This window comes from Rhodococcus ruber, from assembly GCF_027270735.1.
Taxonomy (GTDB): domain Bacteria; phylum Actinomycetota; class Actinomycetes; order Mycobacteriales; family Mycobacteriaceae; genus Rhodococcoides; species Rhodococcoides rubrum_A.
The window spans coordinates 55,517-81,974 of sequence record NZ_JAPWIJ010000015.1 but is presented as its reverse complement, the minus strand read 5'-3'; the positions used below and the strand labels follow the sequence as shown (position 1 = coordinate 81,974).

General features: G+C 65.1%; 22 protein-coding genes. 6 read left to right on the top strand and 16 right to left on the bottom strand.

Annotation, left to right across the window (positions count from 1 at the left end):
- From O4220_RS25585 to infC, 13 genes are all read right to left on the bottom strand, one after another.
- Positions 1-516 carry an arginine repressor gene (locus tag O4220_RS25585; RefSeq protein ID WP_420030467.1) on the bottom strand — a complete coding sequence of 172 codons (516 nt, stop codon included), beginning with the start codon at positions 514-516 and terminating at the stop codon, positions 1-3.
- Positions 513-1,448, bottom strand: coding sequence for an ornithine carbamoyltransferase (argF, locus tag O4220_RS25580; RefSeq protein ID WP_269608352.1), 936 nt, complete (start codon positions 1,446-1,448; stop codon positions 513-515). Before argF ends, O4220_RS25585 begins: the two co-directional genes overlap by 4 nt.
- Positions 1,445-2,650: an acetylornithine transaminase gene (locus tag O4220_RS25575; protein WP_032378952.1), complete on the bottom strand. Its 1,206-nt coding sequence runs from the start codon at positions 2,648-2,650 to the stop codon at positions 1,445-1,447. The genes argF and O4220_RS25575 overlap by 4 nt, the downstream gene beginning before the upstream one ends.
- The gene (argB, locus tag O4220_RS25570; protein WP_269608351.1) at positions 2,647-3,561 is read right to left on the bottom strand and encodes an acetylglutamate kinase; all 915 of its coding nucleotides are present in this window, start codon (positions 3,559-3,561) and stop codon (positions 2,647-2,649) included. Before argB ends, O4220_RS25575 begins: the two co-directional genes overlap by 4 nt.
- Positions 3,558-4,796 carry a bifunctional glutamate N-acetyltransferase/amino-acid acetyltransferase ArgJ gene (argJ, locus tag O4220_RS25565; RefSeq protein WP_269608350.1) on the bottom strand — a complete coding sequence of 413 codons (1,239 nt, stop codon included), beginning with the start codon at positions 4,794-4,796 and terminating at the stop codon, positions 3,558-3,560. The genes argB and argJ overlap by 4 nt, the downstream gene beginning before the upstream one ends.
- Positions 4,793-5,848, bottom strand: coding sequence for an N-acetyl-gamma-glutamyl-phosphate reductase (gene argC / locus O4220_RS25560; RefSeq protein ID WP_269608349.1), 1,056 nt, complete (start codon positions 5,846-5,848; stop codon positions 4,793-4,795). Before argC ends, argJ begins: the two co-directional genes overlap by 4 nt.
- A gap of 52 nt (positions 5,849-5,900) precedes the next feature.
- Entirely contained in the window at positions 5,901-6,464 is a 564-nt protein-coding gene (locus O4220_RS25555) for a hypothetical protein (RefSeq protein ID WP_269608348.1), read from the bottom strand.
- A 69-nt stretch (positions 6,465-6,533) separates the two neighbouring features.
- Positions 6,534-9,020, bottom strand: a complete 2,487-nt coding sequence (gene pheT / locus O4220_RS25550) for a phenylalanine--tRNA ligase subunit beta (RefSeq protein ID WP_269608347.1) — start codon at positions 9,018-9,020, stop codon at positions 6,534-6,536.
- Positions 9,021-9,075: 55 nt separating this feature from the next.
- Complete coding sequence (gene pheS, locus O4220_RS25545) at positions 9,076-10,143, bottom strand: phenylalanine--tRNA ligase subunit alpha (RefSeq protein WP_269608346.1); 1,068 nt, start codon at positions 10,141-10,143, stop codon at positions 9,076-9,078.
- A gap of 104 nt (positions 10,144-10,247) precedes the next feature.
- Positions 10,248-11,054: a TrmH family RNA methyltransferase gene (locus O4220_RS25540; RefSeq protein ID WP_269608345.1), complete on the bottom strand. Its 807-nt coding sequence runs from the start codon at positions 11,052-11,054 to the stop codon at positions 10,248-10,250.
- A gap of 38 nt (positions 11,055-11,092) precedes the next feature.
- Positions 11,093-11,482 (bottom strand): 50S ribosomal protein L20, encoded by a 390-nt coding sequence (gene rplT, locus O4220_RS25535; protein WP_032378959.1) that lies wholly within the window; start codon positions 11,480-11,482, stop codon positions 11,093-11,095.
- 86 nt (positions 11,483-11,568) lie between these two features.
- Positions 11,569-11,763: a 50S ribosomal protein L35 gene (rpmI, locus tag O4220_RS25530; protein WP_008715923.1), complete on the bottom strand. Its 195-nt coding sequence runs from the start codon at positions 11,761-11,763 to the stop codon at positions 11,569-11,571.
- A 116-nt stretch (positions 11,764-11,879) separates the two neighbouring features.
- Entirely contained in the window at positions 11,880-12,620 is a 741-nt protein-coding gene (gene infC / locus O4220_RS25525) for a translation initiation factor IF-3 (protein ID WP_052058412.1), read from the bottom strand.
- A gap of 381 nt (positions 12,621-13,001) precedes the next feature.
- Here infC and O4220_RS25520 point away from each other — a divergent pair, with 381 nt between their 5' ends.
- A complete protein-coding gene (locus O4220_RS25520) occupies positions 13,002-13,388 on the top strand; it encodes a DUF1844 domain-containing protein (protein ID WP_269608344.1) in 387 nt (128 codons plus the stop codon).
- Positions 13,389-13,466: 78 nt separating this feature from the next.
- On the opposite strand, the gene uvrA is transcribed toward O4220_RS25520, so the two are convergent.
- A complete protein-coding gene (gene uvrA / locus O4220_RS25515) occupies positions 13,467-16,397 on the bottom strand; it encodes an excinuclease ABC subunit UvrA (RefSeq protein WP_269608367.1) in 2,931 nt (976 codons plus the stop codon).
- Positions 16,398-16,657: 260 nt separating this feature from the next.
- On the opposite strand from uvrA, the gene O4220_RS25510 reads away from it, so the two are divergent.
- The 3 genes from O4220_RS25510 (at position 16,658) to O4220_RS25500 (ending at position 21,141) form a co-directional block, all read left to right on the top strand.
- Positions 16,658-17,347, top strand: coding sequence for an MBL fold metallo-hydrolase (locus tag O4220_RS25510; protein ID WP_269608365.1), 690 nt, complete (start codon positions 16,658-16,660; stop codon positions 17,345-17,347).
- 133 nt (positions 17,348-17,480) lie between these two features.
- Complete coding sequence (locus O4220_RS25505) at positions 17,481-18,671, top strand: DoxX family protein (RefSeq protein WP_269608343.1); 1,191 nt, start codon at positions 17,481-17,483, stop codon at positions 18,669-18,671.
- Positions 18,672-18,855: 184 nt separating this feature from the next.
- Positions 18,856-21,141, top strand: coding sequence for a HelD family protein (locus tag O4220_RS25500; RefSeq protein WP_269608341.1), 2,286 nt, complete (start codon positions 18,856-18,858; stop codon positions 21,139-21,141).
- Positions 21,142-21,212: 71 nt separating this feature from the next.
- Here the strand turns inward: O4220_RS25500 and O4220_RS25495 are convergent, their stop codons facing one another.
- Positions 21,213-21,665: a universal stress protein gene (locus tag O4220_RS25495; RefSeq protein ID WP_032378962.1), complete on the bottom strand. Its 453-nt coding sequence runs from the start codon at positions 21,663-21,665 to the stop codon at positions 21,213-21,215.
- A 182-nt stretch (positions 21,666-21,847) separates the two neighbouring features.
- Between O4220_RS25495 and O4220_RS25490 the strand changes: the two genes are divergently transcribed.
- Together O4220_RS25490 and O4220_RS25485 are read left to right on the top strand one after the other, a co-directional pair.
- Entirely contained in the window at positions 21,848-24,709 is a 2,862-nt protein-coding gene (locus tag O4220_RS25490) for an alpha/beta fold hydrolase (RefSeq protein ID WP_269608340.1), read from the top strand.
- Entirely contained in the window at positions 24,706-25,563 is an 858-nt protein-coding gene (locus O4220_RS25485; protein ID WP_269608339.1) for an ABC transporter permease, read from the top strand. Before O4220_RS25490 ends, O4220_RS25485 begins: the two co-directional genes overlap by 4 nt.
- Before the next feature lie 6 nt (positions 25,564-25,569).
- Here the strand turns inward: O4220_RS25485 and O4220_RS25480 are convergent, their stop codons facing one another.
- A complete protein-coding gene (locus O4220_RS25480; RefSeq protein ID WP_269608338.1) occupies positions 25,570-26,436 on the bottom strand; it encodes an SCO6745 family protein in 867 nt (288 codons plus the stop codon).
- Between the last annotated feature and the right edge of the window lie 22 nt (positions 26,437-26,458).

Sequence of the window (26,458 nt, the reverse complement as noted above, 5' to 3'; positions counted from 1 at the left end):
TCAGTTACCGCGTCGAGCAAGCTTTTCGATCTTGTCCGCGACCTCGCCACCGGTGTGTGGCTCGCGGGCTATCAACAGAATCGTGTCGTCTCCTGCAATGGTCCCGACGATCTCGGGCATCGCTGCACGATCCAGAGCGCTGGCCAGATAGTGCGCCGCGCCGGGTGGCGTTCGGAGCACTGCCTGGTTCCCGCTGTGATCGGTGGACACCAACAACTCCCCCAGCAACTTCAGGAGGCGGTCGGTGCCACCGGACACTCCGCGGACCGGGCTGCCGTCCTCCGGCACGACGTACACGCCCACTCCGCCGTCCGGGGCGCGCAGTTTCACCGCACCCAATTCCTCGAGATCTCGCGAGAGCGTGGCCTGGGTGGTATCTATCCCCTCGGCTGCGAGCAACGACGCCAGCTGCGGTTGACTGCGTACCTGATGCGTGGCCAGCAGCGCAATGATTCGCGCCTGCCTGCCCGCCCGGGTCGACGCGGTCAACGGCACCGCACTGACGTCCTCGCTCATGGTCGCTGGGCCTGTTCGAGGAGCCAGACCAGCAGTGCCTTCTGCGCGTGCAGACGGTTCTCCGCCTCGTCCCACACCACGCTCTGTGGACCGTCGAGCACCTCGTCGGTGATCTCCTCGCCCCGATGGGCGGGGAGGCAGTGCAGCACAACAGCGTCGGACTGGGCCTTGGACAGGAGATCGGAGTCGATTCGATACGGCCGGAAAGGGGCGACTCGATCAAGACCGTCGTTCTCCTGGCCCATCGACGTCCAGGTGTCGGTGACCAGGGCATCAGCGCCGGCAGCCGCCTCGGCCGGATCCTCGGTGATGGTGATCGTGGCCCCGGTTTCCTCGGCGCGCGCATGGGCGGCGTCGAGAACGTATCCGAGCGGCGCAAAATCCTTGGGCGCGGCAATCCTGACGTTCAGCCCTGCCGTCACTCCGCCGATGAGCAGCGAGTGCGCCATGTTGTTGGCACCGTCACCGAAATATGCCAACGTGCGCCCCTTCAGGTTCCCCTTGCGCTCGATCAAGGTCTGCAGATCGGCGAGTACCTGGCACGGGTGGAATTCGTTCGACAGGGCGTTGACGATCGGAATCGTTGCGCCGGTGGCCATCTGTTCGAGCCGCTTCTGCCCGAAGGTGCGCCACACGACGGCCTCGACGTAGCGCGAGAGCACCCGGCCGGTGTCCTGCAACGTCTCTTCGCGACCGAGTTGCGTATCGCTTCCGGTGACCACGACGGCATGCCCGCCCAGTTGCGCGATGCCCAGTTCGAAGGAGAAGCGAGTCCGGGTGGAGTTCTTCTCGAAGATGACGCCGATTCCCTTCGGCCCCTCGAGCGGGCGCTTCGAGAACGGCGCACGCTTGAGTTCGGCGGCCAGAGCGAGGATCTCGGCCTGCTGCTGTGGGGTGACGTCGTCGTCCCGGAGAAAGTGCTGAACGGTCATGGCTGATGAGCCTCCTGTGCTGCGTCGAGAATTGCCGGTAGTGCCGTCACGAACGACGCGGCTTGCTCTTCGGTGATGATCAGTGGTGGTGCGAGTCTCAACACATCGGGCTGCGCCGCATTGAGAAGAAAGCCTGCATCTCGCGCGGCCGCCTCGGCCGCCGGTGCGATCGCAGCGGTGAGCACAACTCCCAGGAGGAGCCCCGATCCCCGAACATGGCTGACGAGAGGGTGTTCGAGTGCCTCGATGGAGTGAGCGATGGTCTTGCCGATGCTGTCCGCGTGAGAGAGGAGATCCTCGTCGGCGATGGTGCGCAACACCGCAAGCGCCGCAGCGGCACACACCGGGTTGCCACCGAACGTGGTGCCGTGCTTACCCGGATGCAGCAGTTCCCCCGCCGCTCCGATACCGATGCATGCACCGATGGGAAGGCCACCGCCCAGGCCCTTCGCGAGCGTGATCACGTCGGGCACGATGCCGACCGACTGATGTGCGTAGAACCACCCCGTTCGACCGATTCCGGTCTGCACCTCGTCGAGCACCAGCAGTGCACCGTGTTTCGCGGTGATCTCACGCGCAGCGAGGAGGTATCCCTCGGGCGGCACCACCACACCGCCCTCACCCATGATGGGTTCGAGAAACACCGCCGCGGTATCGGAATCGACGACGGCTTCGAGTGCGGCCACATCGCCGTACGGCACGTGCTGCACGCCTGCGGGCATCGGCTCGAACGGAGTCCGCTTGTCGGGTTGTCCGGTGAGCGCAAGAGCTCCCATCGTCCGCCCGTGAAAGGACTTCTCGGCTGCCACGATGTTGGGACGACCGGTCAGGCGAGCGATCTTGAACGCTGCCTCGTTGGCCTCGGTTCCCGAGTTGCACAGGAACACTCGCCCGGTGGCCCCGGCGCCGAGGTGAGCGAGCAGTTGCTCGGCCAACGCGATGCCGGGTTCTGTCGCATACAGATTCGAGGTGTGTCCCAAGGTGGACAGCTGCGTGTTGACCGCCTCGATCACCGCCGGATGGGCATGGCCGAGGATGTTCACGGCGATCCCGGCGAGCAGGTCGAGGTACTGCTTTCCGTCGGCGTCGGTCACCACTGCACCGTCACCACGCACGAGCGCCACGCGCGGCACACCGTAGTTGTCCATCAGCGAATTCGACCACCGCTGTTGAAGATCGAGCGTGGACTCCGTGCCGGTCATGGCATTACTCCTGACGTCGAAGAGTGATCGGGGGTGACCATGGTGCCGATCCCCTGGCCGGTGAACAGTTCCACCAGAACCGAATGTTCGACACGCCCGTCGATGACATGTGCGGTGGGCACACCTGCTCGGACGGCGCGCAGGCACGCTTCCATCTTCGGCACCATCCCGGCGTCGAGCGAGGGCAGCAACGCATCGAGCGCGGACGCATCGATTTCGGAGGTCAACGAGGTGCGATCCGGCCAGGCGGTGTACAGACCCTCGACGTCGGTGAGCACGACCAGCTTTTCGGCACCGATGGCACTCGCCAGTGCGGCGGCGGCGGTGTCGGCGTTGATGTTGTGCACGACGCCGTTGCGGTCGGGAGCGATGGTGGACACCACCGGAATCCGCCCGGCCGCAATGAGATCGAAGATCGCCTTCGGGTCCACCGAGGTGACGTCGCCCACCAGACCGATGTCGGTCTGTTCGCCGTCGACGAGCACGGTTCGCCGGGTCGCGGTGAACAGGTGCGCGTCCTCGCCGGAGATGCCGACGGCATACGGCCCGTGACTGTTGATCAAGCCGACGAGTTCCCGGCCGACCTGCCCGAACAGCACCATGCGCACGACGTCCATGACCTCGGGCGTCGTGACGCGGAATCCGCCGCGGAACTCGCCCGCCAACCCGAGCCGGGTGAGCATCGCCGAAATCTGCGGTCCACCACCGTGTACGACGACGGGATGGATTCCGACGGTACGCAGGAACACCATGTCGGCGGCGAACGCCCGTTTCAGATCGTCGTCGATCATGGCGTTTCCGCCGTACTTCACCACGACGGTCTTACCCGAGAATCGTTGCAACCAGGGCAAAGCCTCGGCGAGAGTGAACGCTTTCTGCGCGGCCGTCAACTGGGGGGCTGCCGAGGTCATGACGAATACGCCGAATTCTCTTCGACGTACGCGTGCGAAAGGTCGGTGGTTCGAATGGTGGCCGAACCGGCACCGAGACCGAGGTCTATGGTCACGGCGATATCGACACCGGACAGGTCGACCTCACGAGCGCCCGGCGCGCCGACGCCGTCGATGCATACGGGATTGCCGTTGAACGACACAGCAATTCGGTCGGGATCGAGTTCGATCGGCGCGATACCGATCGCAGCGAGCACCCGTCCCCAGTTCGGGTCCGAACCGAACAGTGCCGTCTTGGTCAAGCTGTCCCTGGCGACGGTCCGTGCGCCGATCAGGGCCTCGTCCTCCGACATCGCACCCGACACGGTGATCTTCACTCGCTTGGTCACGCCCTCCGCGTCGGCCATCATCTGATCGGCCAAGTCGTCGCATACCGCCAGGACCGCGGCGTCGAGGTCGTCCTGAGACGGTGCCACTCCACTGGCCCCGGACGACAGCAGGAGCACGGTGTCGTTGGTCGAGGACGCGCCGTCGACATCGAGCCGATCGTAGGACAGCCGAGTGGCCGCACGCAGGGCCTTGTCGAGCTGTTCCGCGGTGGCGACGGCATCGGTGGTGATGACGCTGAGCATCGTGGCCAGCGAGGGTGCCAGCATGCCTGCACCTTTGGCCATACCGCCGACGTTCCACTTGTCGGCGTGATGGATCGCCGCCTGCTTCGGCACGGTGTCCGTGGTCATGATCGCGTATGCCGCATCGGTACCACCCGAAATTCCGCCTGCGAGGTCGTGCACCACCTCGTTCACACCGGGCAGCAGCTTGTCCATCGGCAGCCGATCGCCGATCAGGCCCGTCGAGCACACGGCAACCTCGATCGCTCCGGTCTCCGAACCCCAATTGCTCAGAGCGGAGGCTACTTCCTCGGCCGTACGATGCGCATCCTGGAACCCGGGCGCACCCGTGCAGGCGTTGGCACCACCGGAGTTGAGAATCACCGCACGCAGTCGGCCGGTGGACAGCACCTGCTGGGACCACAACACCGGAGCGGCTTTGACCTTGTTGCGGGTGAACACACCCGCTGCCGCGAAATCGGGTCCTTCGTTGAACACCAGGGCCAGATCCGACCTGCCACTAACCTTGATACCGGCGGGAATTCCGGCCGCACGGAACCCGGCAGGCGAGGTGACACCTTGTGTGCGGACCAGCTTTCCCGCAACCGTGCCGGTGGCCTCCGCCTCGCTCCGAACGCTGCTCATGGCGCTACTCCTACGGTAGAGAGACCATCGGTCTCGGTGATTCCCAGTGCAAGATTCATGGATTGAACGGCTGCTCCCGCCGTTCCCTTGGCCAAGTTGTCGATGGCCGCGATGACGACGAGGAGGCCTGCGTCGGCATCGACCGACACGCTCATCTGTACGGCGTTCGACCCGATCACCGAACCGGTCTGCGGAAGGCGGCCGGCAGGAAGCAAGTGCACGAACGGTTCTGCAGCGTAAGCCTTTTCGTACACCTCGACCGCCTGCTCCGCAGTGGCAGTGGTGATTGCGGTACAGGTGGCCAGAATTCCGCGGGGCATCGGCGCGAGAACCGGCGTGAACGACACCGCGACCGGGCTCCCGGCAACGGCCGACAGATTCTGCACGATCTCCGGCGTGTGTCGGTGGGCACCCGCCACTGCGTACGCCCGAACCGAACCCATCACCTCCGAGCCCAGCAGGTCTGCCTTGGGAGCTCGACCGGCACCCGATGTACCGCTCACTGCAACGATATTGACCCGCGGCTCGATGATGCCGGCAGCGACGGCCGGCGCGAGCGCGAGAGAAGACACCGTCGGATAGCACCCGGGAACCGCGATGCGGGTCGCACCGACCAACCGCTCTCGGAGGCCCGGCAGCTCCGGCAACCCGTACGGCCAGCTGCCTGCATGCGGACTCTTGTAGTACTTCTCCCAGGCGGCACCGTCGGTGAGGCGGAAGTCGGCACCACAATCGATGATCACCACCGAATCGGGCAGCTGGAGTGCAAGCTCGGCGGACTTGCCGTGCGGGAGCCCGAGGAACACGACATCGTGGCCGGCCAGCTCCTCGGCGGTAGTCGGACCGAGAACTCGATCGGCCAGCGGCAACAGATGCGGATGGAACTCTCCGAGCGTGGAGCCGGTATTGCCGCCGGCCGTCAGCGAACCGATGACCAGCGAACCGTCGCGCACCGCCGGGTGTCCGAGCAGAAGCCGAAGAATTTCACCGCCGGCGTACCCACTTGCGCCCGCTACCGCAATGCGCTTCGGCATGGCCTCCGAAATAGTCATGCGGTTTATTATGCAGCATCATGCAAGCTCATTCATGAACGGGTCCGGTGTGTCAGCTTCCGCCCATGGACTTACGGATTTCGTCGAGCTTCTTGCGGCCGGCTTCTTGACGCTCGTTCCACTGCGTGTCCAGATCTCGACCGGCCCGGGACTCCCGGTCCAGCTCTTCCGCTCCGACGGCCGTACCCGAGCGGTGGTCCACTTTGTCGCGTACACCGTCCCAGGTGGGCACCCCGGATTCGGTGAAGTCGCCGATCACGCCGCTGCCGGCGTCGCCCATGTATCCACCCCCTGCGCCGACGGGCATATCGTCGACCAATTCCGCGTCGATGATGCCCGGCACCGTCCCGCCCAGAGGAGCCCCGGGCGGCGGATCTCCCAGCGGCTGATCGATCCGAGGTCTCGTGACCTGTGGAACGTCGACATCGGGCACTGTTCCCGGTGGCGCACCGCGATCGGGTCCAGTGGGTTCGGGCTCGACGGTGCCCAACTCGGCGGCCAATGCGGCCGCCGCAGCCGCCAGCGGGGCCAGCCGCGGCCGACCGGCCACCGCCGCGAGGACGTCGTCCACAACCTGCAGATCGGACGCCGTGCCGTCTGCTCCGGATTCACTCATTCGTTGCTCCCGTCACCGTGGGCGTTCGTGACTCCACGCTACGGAACCGACGGTCCGGCCGCCGACAGATCAGCTACGCAGCTCGGCTCCGACGGCTTTGGCTGCAGCTTCGACCGCAGCATCGCGCGCAGCAGTGGCCTGATCCTCGGTCAACGTGCCGTCGGTTCCGCGGAACCGCAGCGCGAACGCCAGAGACTTGCGACCTTCGCCGACTTGCTCACCCTCGTAGACGTCGAACAACCGGATCGATTCGAGCAGATCGCCGCCGCCGATCGTGAGCGCCGCCTCGACGGACGCCGCGGGCACGGAGGCATCGACCACGACGGCCACGTCCTGGAGCACCGCCGGATACGGCGACACCTCGGGGGCCGGAAGCGATTCGACAACAGGCAGAGCGCTCAGGCTCAGCTCCACGGCACAGGTACGCGGCGGCAAACCTGCCCGCTCGAGGACCGCGGGGTGCAGCTCGCCCGCATATCCCACGACCTCGCCGTCGAGCAATACCTCGGCACACCGGCCGGGATGCCACGGAAGATGTTGGGCAGCACGAAGATCGACGTGAACACCGGCGGCCTCGGCCACTGTGCGTACCGCAGCGAAGGCGTCAGCTGCTTCGGCGGCGCGGCCGGGGCCCCACGGCCCCGACAGCTCACGCTGGCCGGTGAGCACCACGCCCACATGTACCGGCTGCGCAGGCAACGACCCCCGAAGCATGGCGATCTGGTCGTCGGTGGGACGACGATCCACCGGTAGCGCATCCACCGCAGCAGTGGCATCGTGCCGAAGCACCACCTGGGCGATTCCGAACAGCGACACGTCACGCTGACCGCGGGCGATGTTTCGGCTCAGCATCTCGAGCAAACCGGGAAGCACCGTGGTCGCGAGTTCGGGACGATCGGCCTCGAGCGGGTTGAGCACCGAGGTGGTGGAGCGGCGTGGATCGCTCTTGTCCAGGCCCCACGTATCGAAGACGCCCTTGGGCAGGAACACCGGAGGCAACACCTCGACGTATCCGGAGAATGCGAGCGCCTTGCCGACCGCTCGTCTGCGCTTCTGCTCAGCGGTGAGGCCGCGACCGCCGGGGGCCGACGGCAGCACCGACGGGATCTTCTCCAGCCCCTCGAGTCGCAACACCTCTTCCACCAGGTCGGCACGTTGCACCAGGTCCGGGCGCCACGACGGCGGCGTCACGGTCAGTTGACCGTGCCCGGCATCGTCGACCGACACGTCGACTCTGCAGCCGATCTGCGTCAACCGTCGGGCAGCGGTTCCATTGGGGTACTGCACGCCGGCGATTCGGTCGGGTAGATCGAAGTCCATGGTGACTGCCGGGTACTCGGCGGCCCCGCCGATGTCGGTCAACACCGGCTCGATCCGGCCACCGGCGATCTCGACCAGCAACTGTGCCGCACGATCGAGCGCGGCGACCGGAAGAGCAGAGTCGACGGTTCGCTCGAAACGCTTACTCGCCTCACTGGACAGCTTGTGGCGGCGGCCGGTTCGGAATACCGCGAGCGGATCGAACGACGCTGCTTCGAGTACGACCTCGGTGGTCGCGTCGTCCACTTCGGTGGACGCTCCGCCCATGACGCCGGCCAACGAAACGGCTCCCGACCCGTCGGCGATGACGACGTCCTCAGGATCGAGAGACCGCTCGACTCCGTCCAGTGTCGTCAGCTTCTCCCCCGCATTCGCACGGCGGACGACGAGATCGCCGTTCAGCTTGGCCGCATCGAACGCGTGCAGCGGCTGGCCGAGCTCGTGGAGCACATAGTTGGTGACGTCGACAGCAGCCGAGATCGGGCGCACGCCGGCCAGGAGGAGTCGACGCTGCATCCACCACGGAGTGGTCGCCGTGGGATCGATGCCGACGATCTTGCGCAACGCGAATCGTGATGCGCCCGAGTTCGATTCGACGGTAACCGACCATGCCTCACCGGTGACCTCGGTGGGCACCGTCCGTGCAGGGTCCACATAGGGCAAGTCGAAGCTGCACGCCAGCTCACGGGCGAGGCCGCGGACCGAGAAGGCGTACCCGCGATCCGGGGTCACGTTCAGCTCGATGACCGAGTCCTTCAGCCCCAGAACCTCTTTGGCGTCGTCACCTGGTGCGGCCGTGTCTGCAGGCAGCACCAGAATGCCGGAGTGATCTCGGCCGAGTCCGAGCTCGAGCGTCGAGCAGATCATGCCGTTGGAATTGCGGCCGTACGTTTTGCGCGATGCGATGGCGAATCCGCCGGGCAGAACACTGCCCGGCAGAGCGGCGACGATCAGGTCACCTTCGGCAAAATTTCGTGCACCACAGACGATTTCCTGTGGCTCGTCGGCCCCGACATCCACCAGACAGAATCGAATCGGCTTCTTGAACTCGGTCAGTTCCTCGATCGAGCTCACCCGGCCCACCACCAGTGGTCCGGTCACGTTGTCCAGCGATTCGAGTTCTTCGACCTCGAAACCGACCCGCACGAAACCGGCGTCGAGCTCCTCGGGCGAGACAGCCCAGTCGGGAGTCCCCGCGTGCAGGACCTCGGTCAGCCAGGATTGTGGGACTCGCACGTGTGCTCAGCTCTTTCTTGTATCCGAGAAGAAGTGGGGCGGGTGTGAAGCGGCGTCAGGCCCGAACACCGAATGGCAGCGTGAATCTGATGTCGCCTTCGACGATGTCACGCATGTCCGGGATGTCGTTGCGGAACTGAAGCGTGCGTTCGAGGCCCATTCCGAATGCGAATCCGGTGTAGACCTCAGGGTCGATGCCGCTGGCCTGCAACACCTTCGGGTTGACCATCCCGCAGCCACCCCACTCGACCCAGCCGGCTCCGCCCTTCTTCTTGGGGAACCACACATCGACCTCGGCGGACGGTTCGGTGAACGGGAAGTAGTTGGGTCGCATCCGAGTGCGGGTGTCGTTGCCGAACAACGCTTTGGCGAACGCATCCAGTGTTCCGCGCAGGTGCGCCATGGTCAGACCCTTGTCGATGGCGAGACCCTCGACCTGATGAAAGACCGGAGTGTGCGTCGTGTCTAGTTCGTCCGTACGGAACGTTCGCCCCGGGCAGACCACGTAGATCGGACGTTCACGCGAGAGCATCGACCGCACCTGCACCGGTGAGGTATGAGTGCGCAACACCTGTCGCGATCCCTCGGGCGCGATGTGGAACGTGTCCTGCATCGTGCGTGCCGGGTGGTCGGGCAGGAAGTTGAGCGCGTCGAAATTGAAGTGTTCGGTCTCGACCTCGGGGCCTTCCTCGACCTCCCAGCCCATTGCCACGAACACGTCGGCTACCTGTTCGGAAATGATCGTGATGGGATGCCGAGCCCCGACCGGAGCCCGGCCGGTCGGCAGCGTCACGTCGATGGTCTCGGCCACCAGGATTGCCGCATCCCGCTCGGCCGAGAGAAGCGCACGTCGCTCGTCGAAGGCCTTCTGAACTCGATCGCGCGCTGCCTTGACGCGTTTACCCGCGTCGGCCTTCTGCTCACCCGGTATCGCTCCGAGTGCGCGCTGCGCCAGCGCCAACGGAGCCTTGCCGCCCACGTGGTCGATCTTGACCTTGGTCAAGGCGTCGAGATTCGTTGCGTCGGCGAACGCCTGCTCCGCCGAGTCCACTGCGGATCCGAGCGCTGACTCCTCGAGCACGCTCGGATCTACCGGCTCGGGTCCGACATCTTTCTTCGCCACGACAGCTGCACTCCTCGAGTAATAGTCGGTGTCTGCCACGATGGGTCGTTGCGCAGGCTTCACTCCTGCGCGGGCAGACAGGTATCGATCCTAGGCGAAGGCGCTCACGAGGTTCCGGAGCGTCGCTGTGCGCGGGCGCTCGCATACAGGCAGATCGCAGCGGCCGTTGCCAAATTGAGGCTCTCGGCGCGACCGTGGATAGGGATCCGAATCCGGTGATCGGCGTCGCGAGCCACCGACTCGGGCAGTCCGTGTGCCTCGTTGCCGAACAACCACGCCGTCGGTTGCTCGAGTAGATCGTCGGCGTCGTCCAGGTCGACCTCTCCGTCGGCGGCCGTCGCCACGATCGACAGCCCCGCGCTGCGTAACGCGTCGAGTCCGGATTGGATCGAACGCTCCCGAGCGATCGGGAGATGGAACACACTGCCCGCTGACGCGCGGACGCATTTGCCGTTGTGGGGATCCACCGAATCACCCAGCAAAACAACCGAATTCGCTCCGGCGGCGTCTGCCACGCGGATGACCGTCCCCGCATTGCCCGGCTCGGCGACCTCGACCGGCACAGCCACGAGACGCGGACTGTCGGCCAACGCACGCTCGAGCGAGACGTCCACCAGTCCGGTGACCGCAACGAGCCCTTGCGGGGTGACGGTGTCGGACAGCGCCTTCGCGGCGCGGTCGGTGATCGGAAAGACTCGTGCGCCACCGGCCTCGATGGACGCAATGAGGGTGTGGTGACGATCGAAGGCATCCGGAGTGAAGAACAGCTCGCGGACCAGCCCGGACTTCGCGGCCTCGGAGACCGCATTGAATCCCTCGGCGAGGAACTGCCCGGTCTTCTTGCGCTCGGCGGCGCGCGCGAGCTTGACGGCCGAAACGACCCGCGGTGTTCGCTCGGTCAGCGAATCCACGGGTCGTTTCGGAGTTGAATCGTCGTACGGCGACTCGCTCAGGCTGCTTCTCCGGCAGGAGCGTTGACATCGGCAGGCAGTGCAGCCTTGGCGATGGCGACCAGGCTTGCGAATGCCGCGGCATCCGACACAGCAAGCTCAGCGAGGATCTTGCGATCGACCTCGACGCCCGCGGCCTTCAGGCCCTGGACGAAGCGGTTGTACGTGATGTCGTTGGCCCGTGCTGCAGCGTTGATTCGCGTGATCCACAGCTTGCGGAAATCACCCTTGCGCGCGCGGCGGTCCCGGTACGCGTAGGTGAGCGAGTGGAGCTGCTGCTCCTTGGCCTTGGTGTACAGACGTGAGCGCTGTCCGCGGTAGCCCTTGGACGCTTCGAGAATCGAACGGCGCTTCTTCTGGGCGTTGACGGCCCTTTTTACGCGTGCCACTGGTGAATCCTGTCGATCTGGGGGTGTGTGTAAACCCCGAATGGTAAGGGATGAAGCCGACCGAGATCAGTCGGCGGCGGGCCGGATCAGATACCGAGAAGGCGCTTGATCCGCGGCACGTCGGCCTTCTTGACAACGGCGACACCATCGAGGCGACGAGTCACCTTGGTGGGCTTGTGCTCGAGCAGGTGGCGACGGCCGGCCTTCTGGCGCAGGATCTTGCCGCTGCCGGACACCTTGAATCGCTTCTTGGCACCACTGTGGGTCTTCTGCTTGGGCATGAAATCCTCTTCTTCTGTAATAGCTCTTCGGTGTTGCTTGGCACAGCCGTACAGCGCCACGGAAAACCTGTGCACCGAAGCAGTTGTAGGGCTGTCTTACTGGTAGAGCACGAAGCTCAGTTGGTCTGCGCCGGAGTAGCCGGAGCTGCTGCGGCCGGTGCCTCGGCAGCCGGGGCTGCATCGGCGGGCTGTTCCGGCGCGGGAGCCGGTGCGCGTTGCGCGGGCGGTGCCGCTGCACTCTCCTGTGCCTTGACGCGAGTCTTGGCACCCTTGTGCGGCGCCAACACCATCGTCATGTTGCGGCCGTCCTGCTTGGCCGAGGTCTCCACGAAGCCGAGCTCCGCGACGTCCGCGCCCAAACGCTGCAGCAGACGGAAACCGAGTTCGGGTCGCGACTGCTCGCGACCGCGGAACATGATGGTGACCTTGACCTTCGAGCCGGCTTCGAGGAAGCGAACGACGTTGCGCTTCTTGGTCTCGTAGTCGTGCGCGTCGATCTTGGGGCGAAGCTTCTGCTCCTTGATGACGGTCAGCGTCTGGTTCTTGCGCGATTCGCGCGCCTTCTGCGCAGCCTCGTACTTGAACTTCCCGTAGTCCATGATCTTGCAGACCGGCGGACGTGCGTCGGGAGCTACCTCGACAAGATCGAGGTCGGCTTCGAGAGCCAAGCGGAGTGCATCTTCAACACGCACGATCCCCACCTGTTCACCGCCCGGTCCGACAAGCCGGACCTCGGGAACTCGGATGCGATCGTTGATGCGGGTCTCAGTGCTGATGGGGCCTCCTAGGTAGTGCGGTGTGGTGTGTAACCCGACCGCCTGCCACTGGCACAGCCCGTTGCCGTCGATCCTCGACATTCCCCGCAGCGATGCGAACCGCTACAAAGAAAAAACCCCGCTCTCGGTGTGAACCGATAGCAGGGCCCGATGTCGACCGGTCGACCCGCACGACAACTGGCGTCGTACAGTCTCCTCACTGGGAGGAAGCACATCGAAGACCTGTAACGATCTCCGTCGTGCGACCGGACCGGAAATAGCTTGTTGAAGGCTACGTGCCGGTGGGAGTCGGGCTCCACTTGCTGCCTCCGTGCGGTGAACTCCATCGAGGAGCGCACGCCGAAGACGGTCGTCGAGTCACACTACCAGCCGATTCGACAAACCCACAATCGAGCCCGATCGCACCCGAACTCGTCGGCACCCGATTCTCCCCGCCGCAGGCGGCGTGGGATTCTCGTAGGCATGACCAGCTCCCCCACTTCCGCCGATGGCGATCCCGCGGGTGTCGACCCAGTCGGCACCGAGCCCGAAGTCCGTGAACTCGCCGAGGTCCCCGCGGTCGAGGTCATCAGCCGCGCTGCGGTCATGCTGATGAGTTCCGCAGCCGAGAAGCTGGGGCTCTCCGAGCCGGATCCCGCAGAGAGTCCGTACCTGGACCTCGACGAGGCACGGCGTGTCATCACCGCACTGGCAGGCCTGGTCACCGCCTCGGTCGAATACCTCGGCCCCCATGCCGGACCCATTCGCGACGGACTGCAAGCACTGCAGCGCGCATTCCGGGAAGCATCGGCCCACCCGGACGAGCCAGGAAAGGGCCCCGGCGAGAAGTACACCGGTCCGGTGCACTGAGCGAAAGCGACGACGACCCGAATACACGAACGCCGCATCCGGTGCACTACCGGATGCGGCGTTCTGCGTACACGGGCGCTACCGGACTGCGGCGACCTTTCGCGGCTTGCGCTTCTTCGGGGCTGCTTTGACCGGTTGCGAGACAATCGACTCACGAGTGAGCGCTTCCTGCAGGAACTTACCCGTGTAGCTTTCCGGCACAGCCGCGACAGCCTCCGGATCACCCTGCGCCACAACCATTCCGCCGCCGGAACCGCCCTCGGGACCCATGTCGATCACCCAGTCGGAGACCTTGATGACATCGAGGTTGTGCTCGATGACGACCACGGTATTGCCCTTGTCCACCAAACCGTTCACCACGCCGAGCAGCTTCCGAATGTCCTCGAAGTGCAAGCCGGTGGTCGGCTCGTCGAGAATGTAGACGGTGCGACCGGTGGACCGCTTCTGCAATTCAGCCGCCAACTTGACGCGCTGGGCCTCACCACCGGACAACGTGGTCGCCGGTTGCCCGAGCCGCACGTACCCGAGGCCGACCTCGACGAGCGTCTTGAGGTATCGGTGAATCGAGGTGATGGCCTCGAAGAAGTCCGCTGCCTCCTCGATCGGCATGTCCAGAACCTCGGCGATGGTCTTGCCCTTGTAATGGACTTCGAGTGTCTCGCGGTTGTACCGCGCACCCTCACACACCTCGCACGGAACGTAGACGTCCGGGAGGAAGTTCATCTCGATCTTGAGTGTGCCGTCTCCCGAACATGCCTCGCACCGGCCGCCCTTGACGTTGAACGAGAATCGACCGGGCTGATAGCCGCGCACCTTGGCCTCGGTGGTAGCTGCGAACAGCGTGCGGATCTTGTCGAACACACCGGTGTACGTGGCCGCGTTCGAGCGCGGCGTGCGTCCGATCGGTGACTGGTCGACCCGGACGAGTTTGTCGAGCTGATCGAGGCCGTTGATGCGCGTGTGCCTGCCGGGAACCTGACGGGCACCGTTGAGCTTGTTCGCCATCACCGTCGCGAGGATGTCGTTGACGAGTGTGGACTTGCCCGAACCCGACACCCCGGTGACCGAGGTCAGCACGCCGAGCGGGAAGCTGACGTCGATGCCACGGAGATTGTGCTCACGGGCACCGACCACGGTGACCTGACGCTTCTTGTCCACAACACGACGAGTGTCGGGCAGCGGAATCTCCATTCGCCCGGACAGATACGCACCGGTCAGCGATTCCTCGTTGGTCAGTAGGTCCTCGTACGAACCGCTGTGCACGACGCGTCCGCCGTGCTCACCCGCCAACGGACCGATGTCGACGATCCAATCCGAGGTGCGGATGGTGTCCTCGTCGTGCTCCACGACGATCAGTGTGTTTCCGAGGTCGCGGAGCCGGGTCAGTGTGTCGATCAACCGACGGTTGTCTCGCTGGTGCAGACCGATCGAGGGCTCGTCGAGCACATAGAGAACGCCGACGAGGCCCGATCCGATCTGGGTGGCGAGCCGTATTCGTTGAGCCTCGCCGCCGGACAGTGAGCCGGCCGTTCGAGCGAGTGACAGGTATTCCAGGCCGACGTCGAGCAGGAAGCCGAGGCGCGCCTGCACCTCCTTGAGTACCTGGCCCGCGATCGCCTCCTCGCGACGACCGAGAGTGAGGCTGTTCAGGAAGTTCGCGGTATCGGCGATCGACAGCTCACACACCTCGGCGATCGACTTCGGCCCGAAATCGCCCGCTGCGATCGTGACCGACAGGATCTCGGGCCGCAGCCTGGCTCCGTTGCAGGTGGGGCACGGTACGTCTCGCATGTACCCGTCGTAGCGTTCCTTCATCTGCTCCGACTCGGTCTGCTCGAGACGACGGTGCAAGAACGGCATCACACCCTCGAACTCGGCGTAGTACGAGCGCGTTCGGCCGTAGCGGTTCTTGTACTTCACGTGCACCTGATGGTCGCTGCCTTCGAGGACCGCTCGCTTGACCTTGGCGGGCAACTTGTTCCACGGCGCGTTCAGGTCGAATCCCATGGCGTCGGCGAGCCCGGACAGCAGGCGGCCGAAGTACTCCGATGTCTGGCCCATCGACCACGGTGCGATGGCTCCGTCGGCGAGGCTGAGATCGCCGTCGGGCACGACCAGCTCCGGGTCGACCTCCTTGCGCACACCGAGTCCGACGCAGTCGGGACAGGCACCGTACGGCGAGTTGAACGAGAAGGACCGCGGTTCGAGATCGTCGATGGACAACGGGTGACCGTTGGGGCACGCGAGCTTCTCGGAGAATCGGCGCTCGCGGTCCGCAGCGTTCTCGTCGCGGTCGACGAAGTCCAGAACGACGATGCCGTCCGCCAATCGAAGGGCCGTTTCGACCGAATCCGTCAATCTCTGCTTCGAGCTGGATTTGACGGTCAGGCGGTCGACGACGACCTCGATGTCGTGCTTCTCCTGCTTCTTGAGAACAGGAGGACTGGTGAGCTGATGCACGACGCCGTCCACGCGCACACGGGAGTAGCCCTGCGTGTTGAGCGAGTCGAACAGGTCGACGAATTCACCCTTGCGAGTACGGACCACCGGAGCGAGGACCTGAAATTTCAGCCCTTCCTCCATGTCCAGTACCTGATCGACGATCTGCTGCGGCGTCTGCTTCGCGATCTGTTCACCGCACACCGGGCAGTGCGCCGTGCCGGCGCGGGCGTACAGCAGCCGGAGGTAGTCGTAGACCTCGGTGATGGTGCCGACGGTCGACCGCGGGTTGCGGTTGGTCGACTTCTGATCGATGGAGACCGCAGGCGAGAGCCCCTCGATGAAATCGACGTCCGGCTTGTCCATCTGGCCGAGGAACTGCCGCGCGTAGGCGGACAGCGACTCCACGTAGCGACGCTGACCTTCGGCGAAGATCGTGTCGAAGGCGAGGGACGACTTGCCCGAGCCGGACAGACCTGTGAACACGATCAGCGCATCGCGAGGCAGGTCGATGTCGACTCCCCGCAGATTGTGCTCCCGTGCACCTCGCACTATCAGGCGATCCGCCACTGTGTTCCCTTCTTTCCGAACGAGCACGTCCAGTCGATGCGCTGCTCGATGCAGCACTGCGCAACTGTCGAGTCGCATGATGACGTGTGGTGCCGATGCACCGATTACACGTCGTGTAACCGTCGACCCCACGTCGAAAACCTGTATTGGTGAGGGACGAACCTCACGCAGTAGCAATGGTAGATCCAGGCACCGACACACTTTTCCACGTGCACGACCCCGACGCCCCTCGTCGGGCCGCCGACGGTAGCGTCCTCGAAATGGACGAGCACCTCATGGTCATCGACGACAACTACACCGGCGTCGTCTCTCAGGGTTCGCAGCCGCAGCGGCGCACGATTCCCGGCGCGACGATCACGAAGATGTCGGTCGGCCCCATGGACAACAACACCTACTTGGTCGTCTGTTCCGCAACGGGTCATTCGGTGCTGATCGACGCCGCGAACGAGGCCGAACGCATTTCGCTGCTCATCGACGAGAACGCACCGACGCTCTCGCTCATCGTGACGACGCATCAGCACGCCGACCACTGGCAGGCGCTGGCAGATATCGCCGGTGGCACGGAGTCACCCACGGCCGCCCACGCTCTCGATGCCGAGCCGCTGCCGGTCGCTCCGGACCGCCTGCTGGCCGATCGGGACACGGTGACGGTGGGCGAGCTCACGTTCGACGTGGTGCACCTGACCGGACACACCCCCGGTTCCATCGCACTCGCGCTGACCGACACCGACGGCACCCGCACCCATCTCTTCACCGGAGATTCACTCTTCCCCGGTGGCGTCGGAAAAACCGGAAGCCCCGAGGATTTCACCCAGCTGCTCGACGACGTGACGGCAAAGTTGTTCGACCGATTCGACGACGACACCGTGGTCTACCCCGGCCACGGTAAGGACACCACACTCGGTGCCGAGCGCCCTCACCTGGCCGAATGGCGCGAACGGGGCTGGTGACCATCGGCGCGCTTGAGACCGTCGAACACGGGGTATGAATAGTGTGACAAAAGGACGCACCCCGGTAGGTTTTCCCGACCGCTGTGCGATGTCCTAACGCCGATGACACGAGAAACTACGCAGGAGGCTGTCAATGCTGGTCCGCCGTATCGCCCGTCCGTTGATGTCAACGATCTTCATCGCCGGGGGCGTCGACGCACTCCGTAACCCCAGCGGCAAGGCGAAGGTCGCCGCTCCGCTGATCGAGCAGGGCAAGGACGCGCTGCCGAACGAGGTCACCGCGAATGTGCCCGAGGACCCGGAGACGCTGGTTCGTATCAACGGCGGCATTCAGGTTGCGGGCGGCATTCTCCTGGCGACCGGCAAGGCACCGCGTATCGCATCGATCGCACTGGCCGGAAGCCTCGTTCCGACGACGCTGGCCGGTCACGCCTTCTGGAACGAGACCGATCCGGAGACCAAGGCTGCGCAGCGGATCCACTTCTTCAAGAACCTGAGCCTCCTCGGCGGACTGCTCATCGCGGCCGTCGATACCGAGGGCAAGCCGTCCGTGGCATGGCGTAGCAAGCGGGCAGCACGCCGCGCGCAGGAGACCGTCGTCTCGGCGCTTCCCGGGCACACCACCCACGACACCGGCGAGCGGGTCAAGGAAATCGCATCCATTGCCGCGAGCCGCAGCGCCGATCTCGCCGACGCAGCCCAGCCGAAACTGGCCAAGCTCGCCGACGCAGCCCAGCCGAAGTTGGCCAAGCTGGCCGACATCGCTTCCGAGAAGGGCTCGGAACTGGCCGAGGTTGCTCAGCCGGCATTGAACCGTTGGGCTCATATCGCAGCCGACAAGGGCTCCGAACTGGCAGAGGAAGCCCAGAAGCGCGGTTCCAAGCTGGCCGACCTTGCCGCCGACCGCGGCAGCGACTTGGCCGAAGAAGCACAGAAGCGCGGTTCCAAGCTTGCAGACAAGGCAGCGCATCGCGGAACCGACCTGGCCGAACTCGCGCAGAAGCGCGGATCCAAGCTCGTCGACGTTGCCGCTGATCGTCGAGTCGAACTGGCCGACGTCGCGCAGAAGCGGGCATCCAAGCTCGCCGATCTGGCCGCCGAGAAGGGCTCCGTCCTCGCCGACGAAGCTCAGAAGCGCGGAGTCACGTGGGCCGATCTGGCGTCCGATCGGGTGGAGACACTCGGCAAGCGCGCTCGCAAGCGCGCCGAGAAGCAGAGCAAGGAACTCGAAAAGGTCACCGAGCAGGCTCGCGCCAAACTCGAGAAGCGAGTCGCCAAGGCTCAGAAGAACCTGGACAAGAAGATCCAGCAGTACGCCAAGTAGTCCTCGCCGACAGAACGAACGCACGTTCGTGCACAGCGGCCCTGCCCCGGAACCAGCGGTTCTGCGGCGGGGCCGTTGTGCGGCGTAGACTGCTCTGGCTGATTTCGAGGCGATATCTTCGCCTCGGCCGAACTCCCGAGGAGACCCTTTGCCGGACGACGGCCACACATCGAGCGGCTCCGACATGCCGATCGAAGAAGACTTCGAGCAAGCGCATCTGACGAGGCTGTACACGCAGCTCGACGCGCTGCGCGAATACGCGGCGAACCGATTGCGGGCCGTGCTGTTGGAGACCGGTGGAACACCGCAGGCCCGAAGCGAACGCGAATCGTTCAACCAGATGTACACCGAGGACATCGCCAAGTACGACGCCGCAGAGAACGGACTGTGCTTCGGACGTATCGACCTCGATCCGGAGTCTCTCGACCCCAAGGTCGACGACCGGCCCGAGCGCTATATCGGCCGTGTCGGAATTCTCGACGACAAGAACGACTACGAGACGCTGCTGTTGGACTGGCGAGCACCGATGGCCCGCCCGTTCTACCTTGCGACGCCGGCTGCACCGGAAAACGTGTTGCGGCGCAGGCACATTCGCACCCGCGGCCGCCGCGTGACGTCGATCGCCGACGAATTCCTCGACCTGAACTCTGCCCGATCGTCGAGCGATGCTGCCGTGGCAGGTGGCGTCGCGAGCGAAGGTGCGCTGCTCTCGGCACTGGATGCTGCCCGTACCGGCCAGATGAACGACATCGTGGAAACGATCCAGAGCGAACAGGACGCGATCATCCGGTCGCAGCATCGCAGTGTGCTGGTCGTTCAAGGCGGACCGGGCACCGGCAAGACCGCCGTCGCGCTGCACCGCGCCGCGTATCTGCTCTACACCTACCGCCAGCAGCTGGGTAAGAGCGGCGTGCTCATCATCGGACCCAACGCGACGTTCCTCGACTACATCGGACAGGTGCTGCCCTCGCTCGGCGAGACCGGCGTCCTGTTGTCCACGATCGGTGACCTCTACCCGGGAGTCCGTGCGCAACGAGAGGATTCGGCCCTGGCCACCGAGGTCAAGGGCAGACTGTCGATGGTCGACGTGCTGACCCGAGCAGTACGCGACAGGCAGGAAGTTCCCGCGCAGCCGAGGCGGCTGAAATTCGACACCTACGACATCACGCTGGACCGCAAGATCGTCACCCGAGCTCGCGGACGCGCTCGCTCGTCGCGGCGACCGCACAACCTTGCTCGTCCCCTGTTCGTGTCCTCGGTGATCGATCAACTGGCCAACCAACTGGCAGCGAAGCTCGGCCAGAACCTGGTCGACGGATCCAGCCTGCTCAGCGCCGACGACATCGCGGACATGCGCGACGAGATGCGCGACGACCAGGACGTGATGGCCGCTGTCGACGAGCTGTGGCCGGATCTCTCTCCCCAACAGGTTCTCCACGACCTGTTCGCGTCGCCCGAGAAGATCGCCTCGGCCGCACCGGAACTGGATGCGGAAGAGCGCGACTCGCTGACCCGTCGGGGTCGGGGCTTCTCCGCTGCCGACGCTCCCCTGCTCGACGAGCTGGCCGAGTTGCTCGGCGTGGACGATGCGGCCGAACGTGAGCAGGCACAACGTCAGTGGCGCGGCCAGATCGCCGACGCCCAGGGTGCACTGGACATCCTGACCGGTTCGGCACCGCAGGACCTCGAGGACGAACTCGATCCGGAAATCCTGATGGCGTACGACTTGATCGACGCCGATCAGCTTGCGCGGCGACAGAATTCGGGTCAACGCCTCACCACCGCCGAACGGGCAGCCGGCGACCGGACCTGGACGTACGGGCACGTGATCGTCGACGAGGCTCAGGAACTCTCGACCATGGCGTGGCGAATGGTGATGCGACGCATACCGAACCGGTGGATGACACTGGTGGGCGATACTGCGCAGACCGGCGATCCCGCCGGAACGTCTTCGTGGAGCTCGGTTCTCGAACCGTATGTGGCACAGCGCTGGAAGCGGACCGAACTGACGGTCAACTACCGGACTCCGTCGGAGATCATGGTGGTGGCGCACGACGTGCTGGCCGCGATCGATCCCGAGCAGTCCGAGCCCCGTTCCATCCGCAGCACCGGCGTGAGACCGTGGTCGCTACACGTGCAGGAGGCGGACCTGTTCACCGCAGTGGAGAAGCGGGTCGCAGAGCACCCACGACCTGGACTGAGCGCAGTGCTCGTTCCAGCCGGTCGCGTCTCCGACTTCCGACATCTCGCATCGGACGTGGTGACCGTGTCATCGGTCAGGGACGCGAAAGGGCTCGAGTTCGACTCGGTTCTCATCGTCGAGCCGAGTGCCATCGTGGCCGAGTCGCCGAAGGGAATGAACGACCTCTACGTGGCACTGACCCGAGCCACCCAGCGACTGGGCGTGGTGCACGTCGACGCACTACCGAAGGAACTCTCTGCGCTGCAGCCGTTCGAGCCGGAGGCCTGAAGACCTGAACACACCAACGGCCCGCTCCGTCGATTCGATGGAGCGGGCCGTAAGGCGTGTGCGGGGTGAAATCAGCGGACGGTGTGCACGATCAGGACATCGCAGGTGGACTTGCGAGCGGCGTCCGACGGAACCGAACCCAACAGGCGCCCGGTCAACGAGTTCAGGCCGCGGTTGCCGACGACGAGCAGATCGCCCTTCACCTCGTCGACGAGTGCCAGCAGCGACTCGACGGGAGCGCCGACGATCGCCTTCTCCTCGATGTTCTTCGCACCGGCCTTGGTGGCATGCTCGCGCGCAGTGCGCAGAATCTCACGCGTCGGTGCGGATCCGGTGATCTGGTAGGCGTCCTCGCGCAATGCGTCGGCGGCAGCGGACGTGTCCTTGGGATCGGCCGGGTAGTACGCGCAGGCGATCACCAGGGTGGCATCGGCGTCTCCCGCCAGAGCCGCGGCCTTCTCCACTGCCCGCAGTGACGATTCGGAGCCATCGGTCCCGACGACGACGGTGCGGTAGGCGCTCATTCATTCCTCCATTTGTCGGTCACACACAGATGTGACACTTCTGGTCGAACTCGATTGGTGCAAGTCACAGGACCGAAAGACGTGGTCCGGGGACTGATTCGCTGACATTAGCCGCAACCGGCCGATCGGCACGTGAACTTGGGGAACAACACGATCCGCGCCACTCACATACATTGGTTTGCATGCCGATTCCCCGCCCGCCACTGTCGAGACGGGCCATGACCGTCGGCACCGCAGTGATTGCAGTTCTGGCGGTAGCCGCTCTCGCATTCGTAGTCCTCCCCCAGGATTCGAGCGCCGACACATCCACGCGTGATGCGCGCATCACGCTACCGGACAGCCCCGGCTCGACGGGCACCGTCGACATCGACGCACGGCTCTATGCCCCCGCCGTCACACCCGCACCGACGGTGCTGCTCGCCCATGGCTTCGGCGGCAGCAAGGACTCGGTCGACGGTGAGGCACGTGACCTCGCGGCTCGCGGGTACACCGTCCTCGCCTACAGCGCACGCGGGTTCGGCGACAGCACGGGTTCGATCTCGATCAACGATCCCGATCGCGAAGTCGCCGACGCTCGCGGACTCATCGACTGGCTCGCCGAACAACCGGAGGTGGAACTCGACGCTCCCGGCGACCCTCACATCGGAGTTGCCGGTGGCTCGTACGGCGGCGCGCTGGCACTGAGTGCAGGCGGCACCGACCCCCGCATCGATTCCATCGCCGCCGCGATCACCTGGAACGACCTGGGTCAGGCCCTGTTCCCCAACTACGGCGTTACCTCGACCGAGGGCCGAGAAGCCCTCGGCAACACGATCACTCCCGCTGCGGCGGAGTACGGCGGACCCGGCGTGCTCAAGCGCGGCTGGGCCGGCGTGTTCTTCGGAGCGGGCGCAGCGAGCACACCGCCCGGCGACGGCGATGACGGCGGTGATGCAGGGACCGAAACATCGGGGACCGGTGACGGCGCGTCTGCATGCGGCAGGTTCTCACCCGAGTTCTGCGACGCCTACGCCCAATCCGCGGTCACAGGAATCCCCAGCCAACAGCTCCTCGATCTGCTGACCGCACACTCACCCGTCGCGGTGGCGTCGAACATCACCGCACCGACTCTGCTGGTGCAGGGCACCCAGGACACACTGTTCGGCCTGGATCAGGCCGATGCGACGGCGCGTCAGATCGCGGCAGCCGGTGGGAACGTCACCGTGCGATGGTTCGACGGCGGCCACGACGCAGGCGGAACGGACGGCACGAGCGATCGGGCCATCGCCGACTTCTTCGACACGACATTGCGTGACAACGACACTGCCACCGGTAGCCAGCCGTTCGTGTACTCCACTCAACGGGCAGCCGACGAGCGCGGCGGCGACCGCAACCGCCGGATGACCGCTCCCGACTACCCGGGACTGGCTGCGGACTCCGACGCCACCCGAACCGAATCCGTTTCGTTCACTCCCAGAGCGGAGAACCAGTCGATCATCCGTCCGCCCGGAGCGTCGCCGTCGGCGATCTCGTCGGTACCCGGATTGGGCTCGGTGCTCTCGACTCTCGGCTCGACCGGAGCCGGAGCGGCCCTGACCGCGGACCTGCCGGGCCAGTCGGCAACGTTCACCAGCGATCCCGTCGATTCGTCCGTGACGATCACCGGTGCCCCACGAGTGAACCTACGAGTGGCATCACTGGCCTCACCAGGTCAAGCGGTTCTGTTCGCGAAGCTGTACGACGTTGCTCCGAACGGCACGAGAACGCTTCCCGGCGGCGCAGTCTCGGCGATCCGCCTCCCCGATACCGAGGGCATCGATCCCGTCGATATCACCGTTGCACTGCCCGGCATCAGCTACACCGTCCAGCAGGGTCATCGCCTCGAGCTGAGTATCTCCACCACGGATCAGGCCTACGCCGTTCCGCTCGAACCGGCACAGTTCAGCGTGGCCATGACCGACAACACCATCGCGTTGCCCACCGTCCCCGCAGAGGAGAGCTCCAACAGCACCGTTCCGGTGGCTCCGCTGATCGGCATCGGGGTCGTGCTGCTCGCGGTCGCTGGTGCGATCGTGGCCGGAATCGTTCGGACCAGACGCCGCGCGGTCGCCGAAGTGGACGAGAGTCTGATCGATACTCCCCTGGTGATCACCGATCTGGCCAAGACGTACTCCAACGGATTCCGCGCGGTCGACGGTGTGAGCTTCGAGGTGAAGCAGGGCCAGGTTCTGGGTCTCCTCGGGCCCAACGGTGCTGGAAAAACCACCACCCTGCGGATGCTGATGGGCCTGATCACTCCCACCGGCGGTGACATCCGCGTCTTCGGCCACAAGGTGACGCCGGGCGCGCCGGTGCTGTCCAGACTCGGCTCGTTCGTCGAGGGATCAGGATTCCTTCCCCACCTGACCGGAACCCAGAATCTACGGCTGTACTGGGAGGCCACCGGGCGGCCGATCGAGGACGCCCATCTGGAAGTGGCACTGGAGATCGCCGACCTCGGCACCGCGATCGAACGCAAGGTCAAGTCGTACAGCCAGGGCATGCGGCAGCGGCTGGCCATCGCCCAAGCCATGCTGGGGCTGCCGGATCTGATGGTTCTCGACGAACCGACCAACGGACTCGACCCACCGCAGATCAGGACGATGCGCGACGTGCTGATCAACTACGCGAAGACCGGCCGGACGGTGTTGGTGTCGAGCCATCTACTCGCCGAGGTCGAACAGACCTGTACCCATGTGGTCGTCATGAATCGCGGATCGGTGATCAGTTCCGGCACCGTCCGCGAACTGACCGCAGCGGGCGGGCAAACGGAGATCAGGGTCGACGACGCCACCCGCGCGCGGTCGGTGCTCGACGCCTCCGGCCACGACGGCGCGGTGATCGTCGACGACGGAACGGTGACCGTCGACCTGACCGACGCCGACTCCGCCGTCGTCATCAGAGAACTCGTCACCGCGGGCGTCTCGGTGCGCGGCTTCTCCCAATCGACCCGCCTCGAGGATGTGTTCCTCGACCTGGTCCACCGAGACACCCCAGTGCCCGACACCAGCAAGGATCGCTCATGAGCACCGCACACGCCGACGGGCGCGCTGCCGGTTACACCGGCGGCAGCACCTTGCCCTTCCGTACCGAATTGCGCAGGCAACTGGGACGTCGCCGCACTCAGCTGGCCATCGGGTTTCTAGCCCTGCTCCCGGTGATTCTCGCGATCGCCTTCACCGTCGGCAGCTCGAGTGCCGACACGGATGCCGGTGGACTGATCGAGCTCGGTACTCGTGGAGGCATGAACTTCACGGTCTTCGCTCTGTTCATGTCGGTGGGATTCCTGCTGATCGTCGTGGTGGCACTGTTCTTCGGCGACTCGGTGGCAAGCGAGGCCTCGTGGTCGAGTCTGCGATACCTCCTGGCCATCCCAGTACCTCGGAGTCGATTGCTGACGCAGAAGGCGTTGGTGTCGGCCACGTTGTCGAGTGCAGCGATCGTCGTGCTGGTCGGCGTATCGCTGTTGATCGGCACCGTGATGTACGGCGCAGAGTCGCTCATCACCCCACTGGGCGAGGGGCTGTCGTACGGAACCTCACTGGTGCGGCTACTGATCGCAGTCGCCTACATCGGCATCAACCTGCTGTGGGTGGCCGGCCTGGCGATGCTGCTGTCGGTGCTCACCGACGCCCCGCTCGGGGCCGTCGGCGGTGCCGTGATGACGTCGATCCTGATGCAGATTCTCGATCAGATCACCGCACTCGGATCACTGCGCAACTACCTGCCCGGGCACTACGCCAATTCGTGGATCGATGCCTTCGGAACGAGTATCGACTGGAACGACATGGTCGTGGGATCGTTCTCGGCCATCACGTACGCGGCCGTATTCGGGTTGATCGCGTGGCGACGTTTCGCCACCAAGGACATCACCAGCTGAGGCCGCCTACTTCTTCTTGATCGCTGGCCCGAAGACGCCCTCGGGAATCGTGCCCTGGCTCACGATCGATTCACGCCACGGCGTCGCGAGCGAGACCAGCCGAGCTGCACCGTCCTCGCCGAGGGCGGCCCACGGCGCTACGGCGAGGTCGTTGGTGATGTCCTCGACCAACGTGCGGAGGTCTTTGCCGTCCTGAGTCAGAGCGCCGTCGGACGAGAGCAGCTCTCGGTCGGCCAGAGATGCGACCGCGCCGTCCCACTGCTCGGTCGACCATCCGCGACGCTTGCGCGCGAACTCCTTCTCGAAGCCGTAGCCGGTGGCGGTGTGTGTGATCAGCGCTTCGAGACCGCTCAGGCCCGCCGTCTGCAGCGCCGCAATGTGACCGTCGCCGCGGTATTCGCGGATCAGAGTCAGGGCGTGCCACAGCACCAGATGGGGCGCAGTGGGCCAGTCGAGCTCGGCGTACGCAGCGTACAAGGGACGACCGTCGTCACCGGGGATTCCACGGGCCGCGATCGATGCCAGATCGGCAGCCTCGGACATGTCCGCAGACGTCAGAACCTCGGGGCCGAGCAGTCGACCGAAGGCAGCGTCGAGAGTCTCGTACCGGATGGCCATGATCTCGTCGGGTGATGCGATGTCCCAGGCGGCGGGGATGAGCGGTGCCACCAGTTCACGGTTGAAGTTGTAGAACGTAGCAGTGACGACCCCTGCGCCGACCCGTCCCAGGGGTGCTGCCCGGCCCGCGAAATAGCAGGCCCGCGGCGGCAACCCCGCCGCGACCAGAGCATCCTGTGTCTCCGGAAGGAAGTAGGTCATCGAGTGAATCAGTTCGAGCGCGCGAGAAGTGCGGCCGGCGGTGGTTGCGTCCATCGCTGAACCGTATCCGAACCAT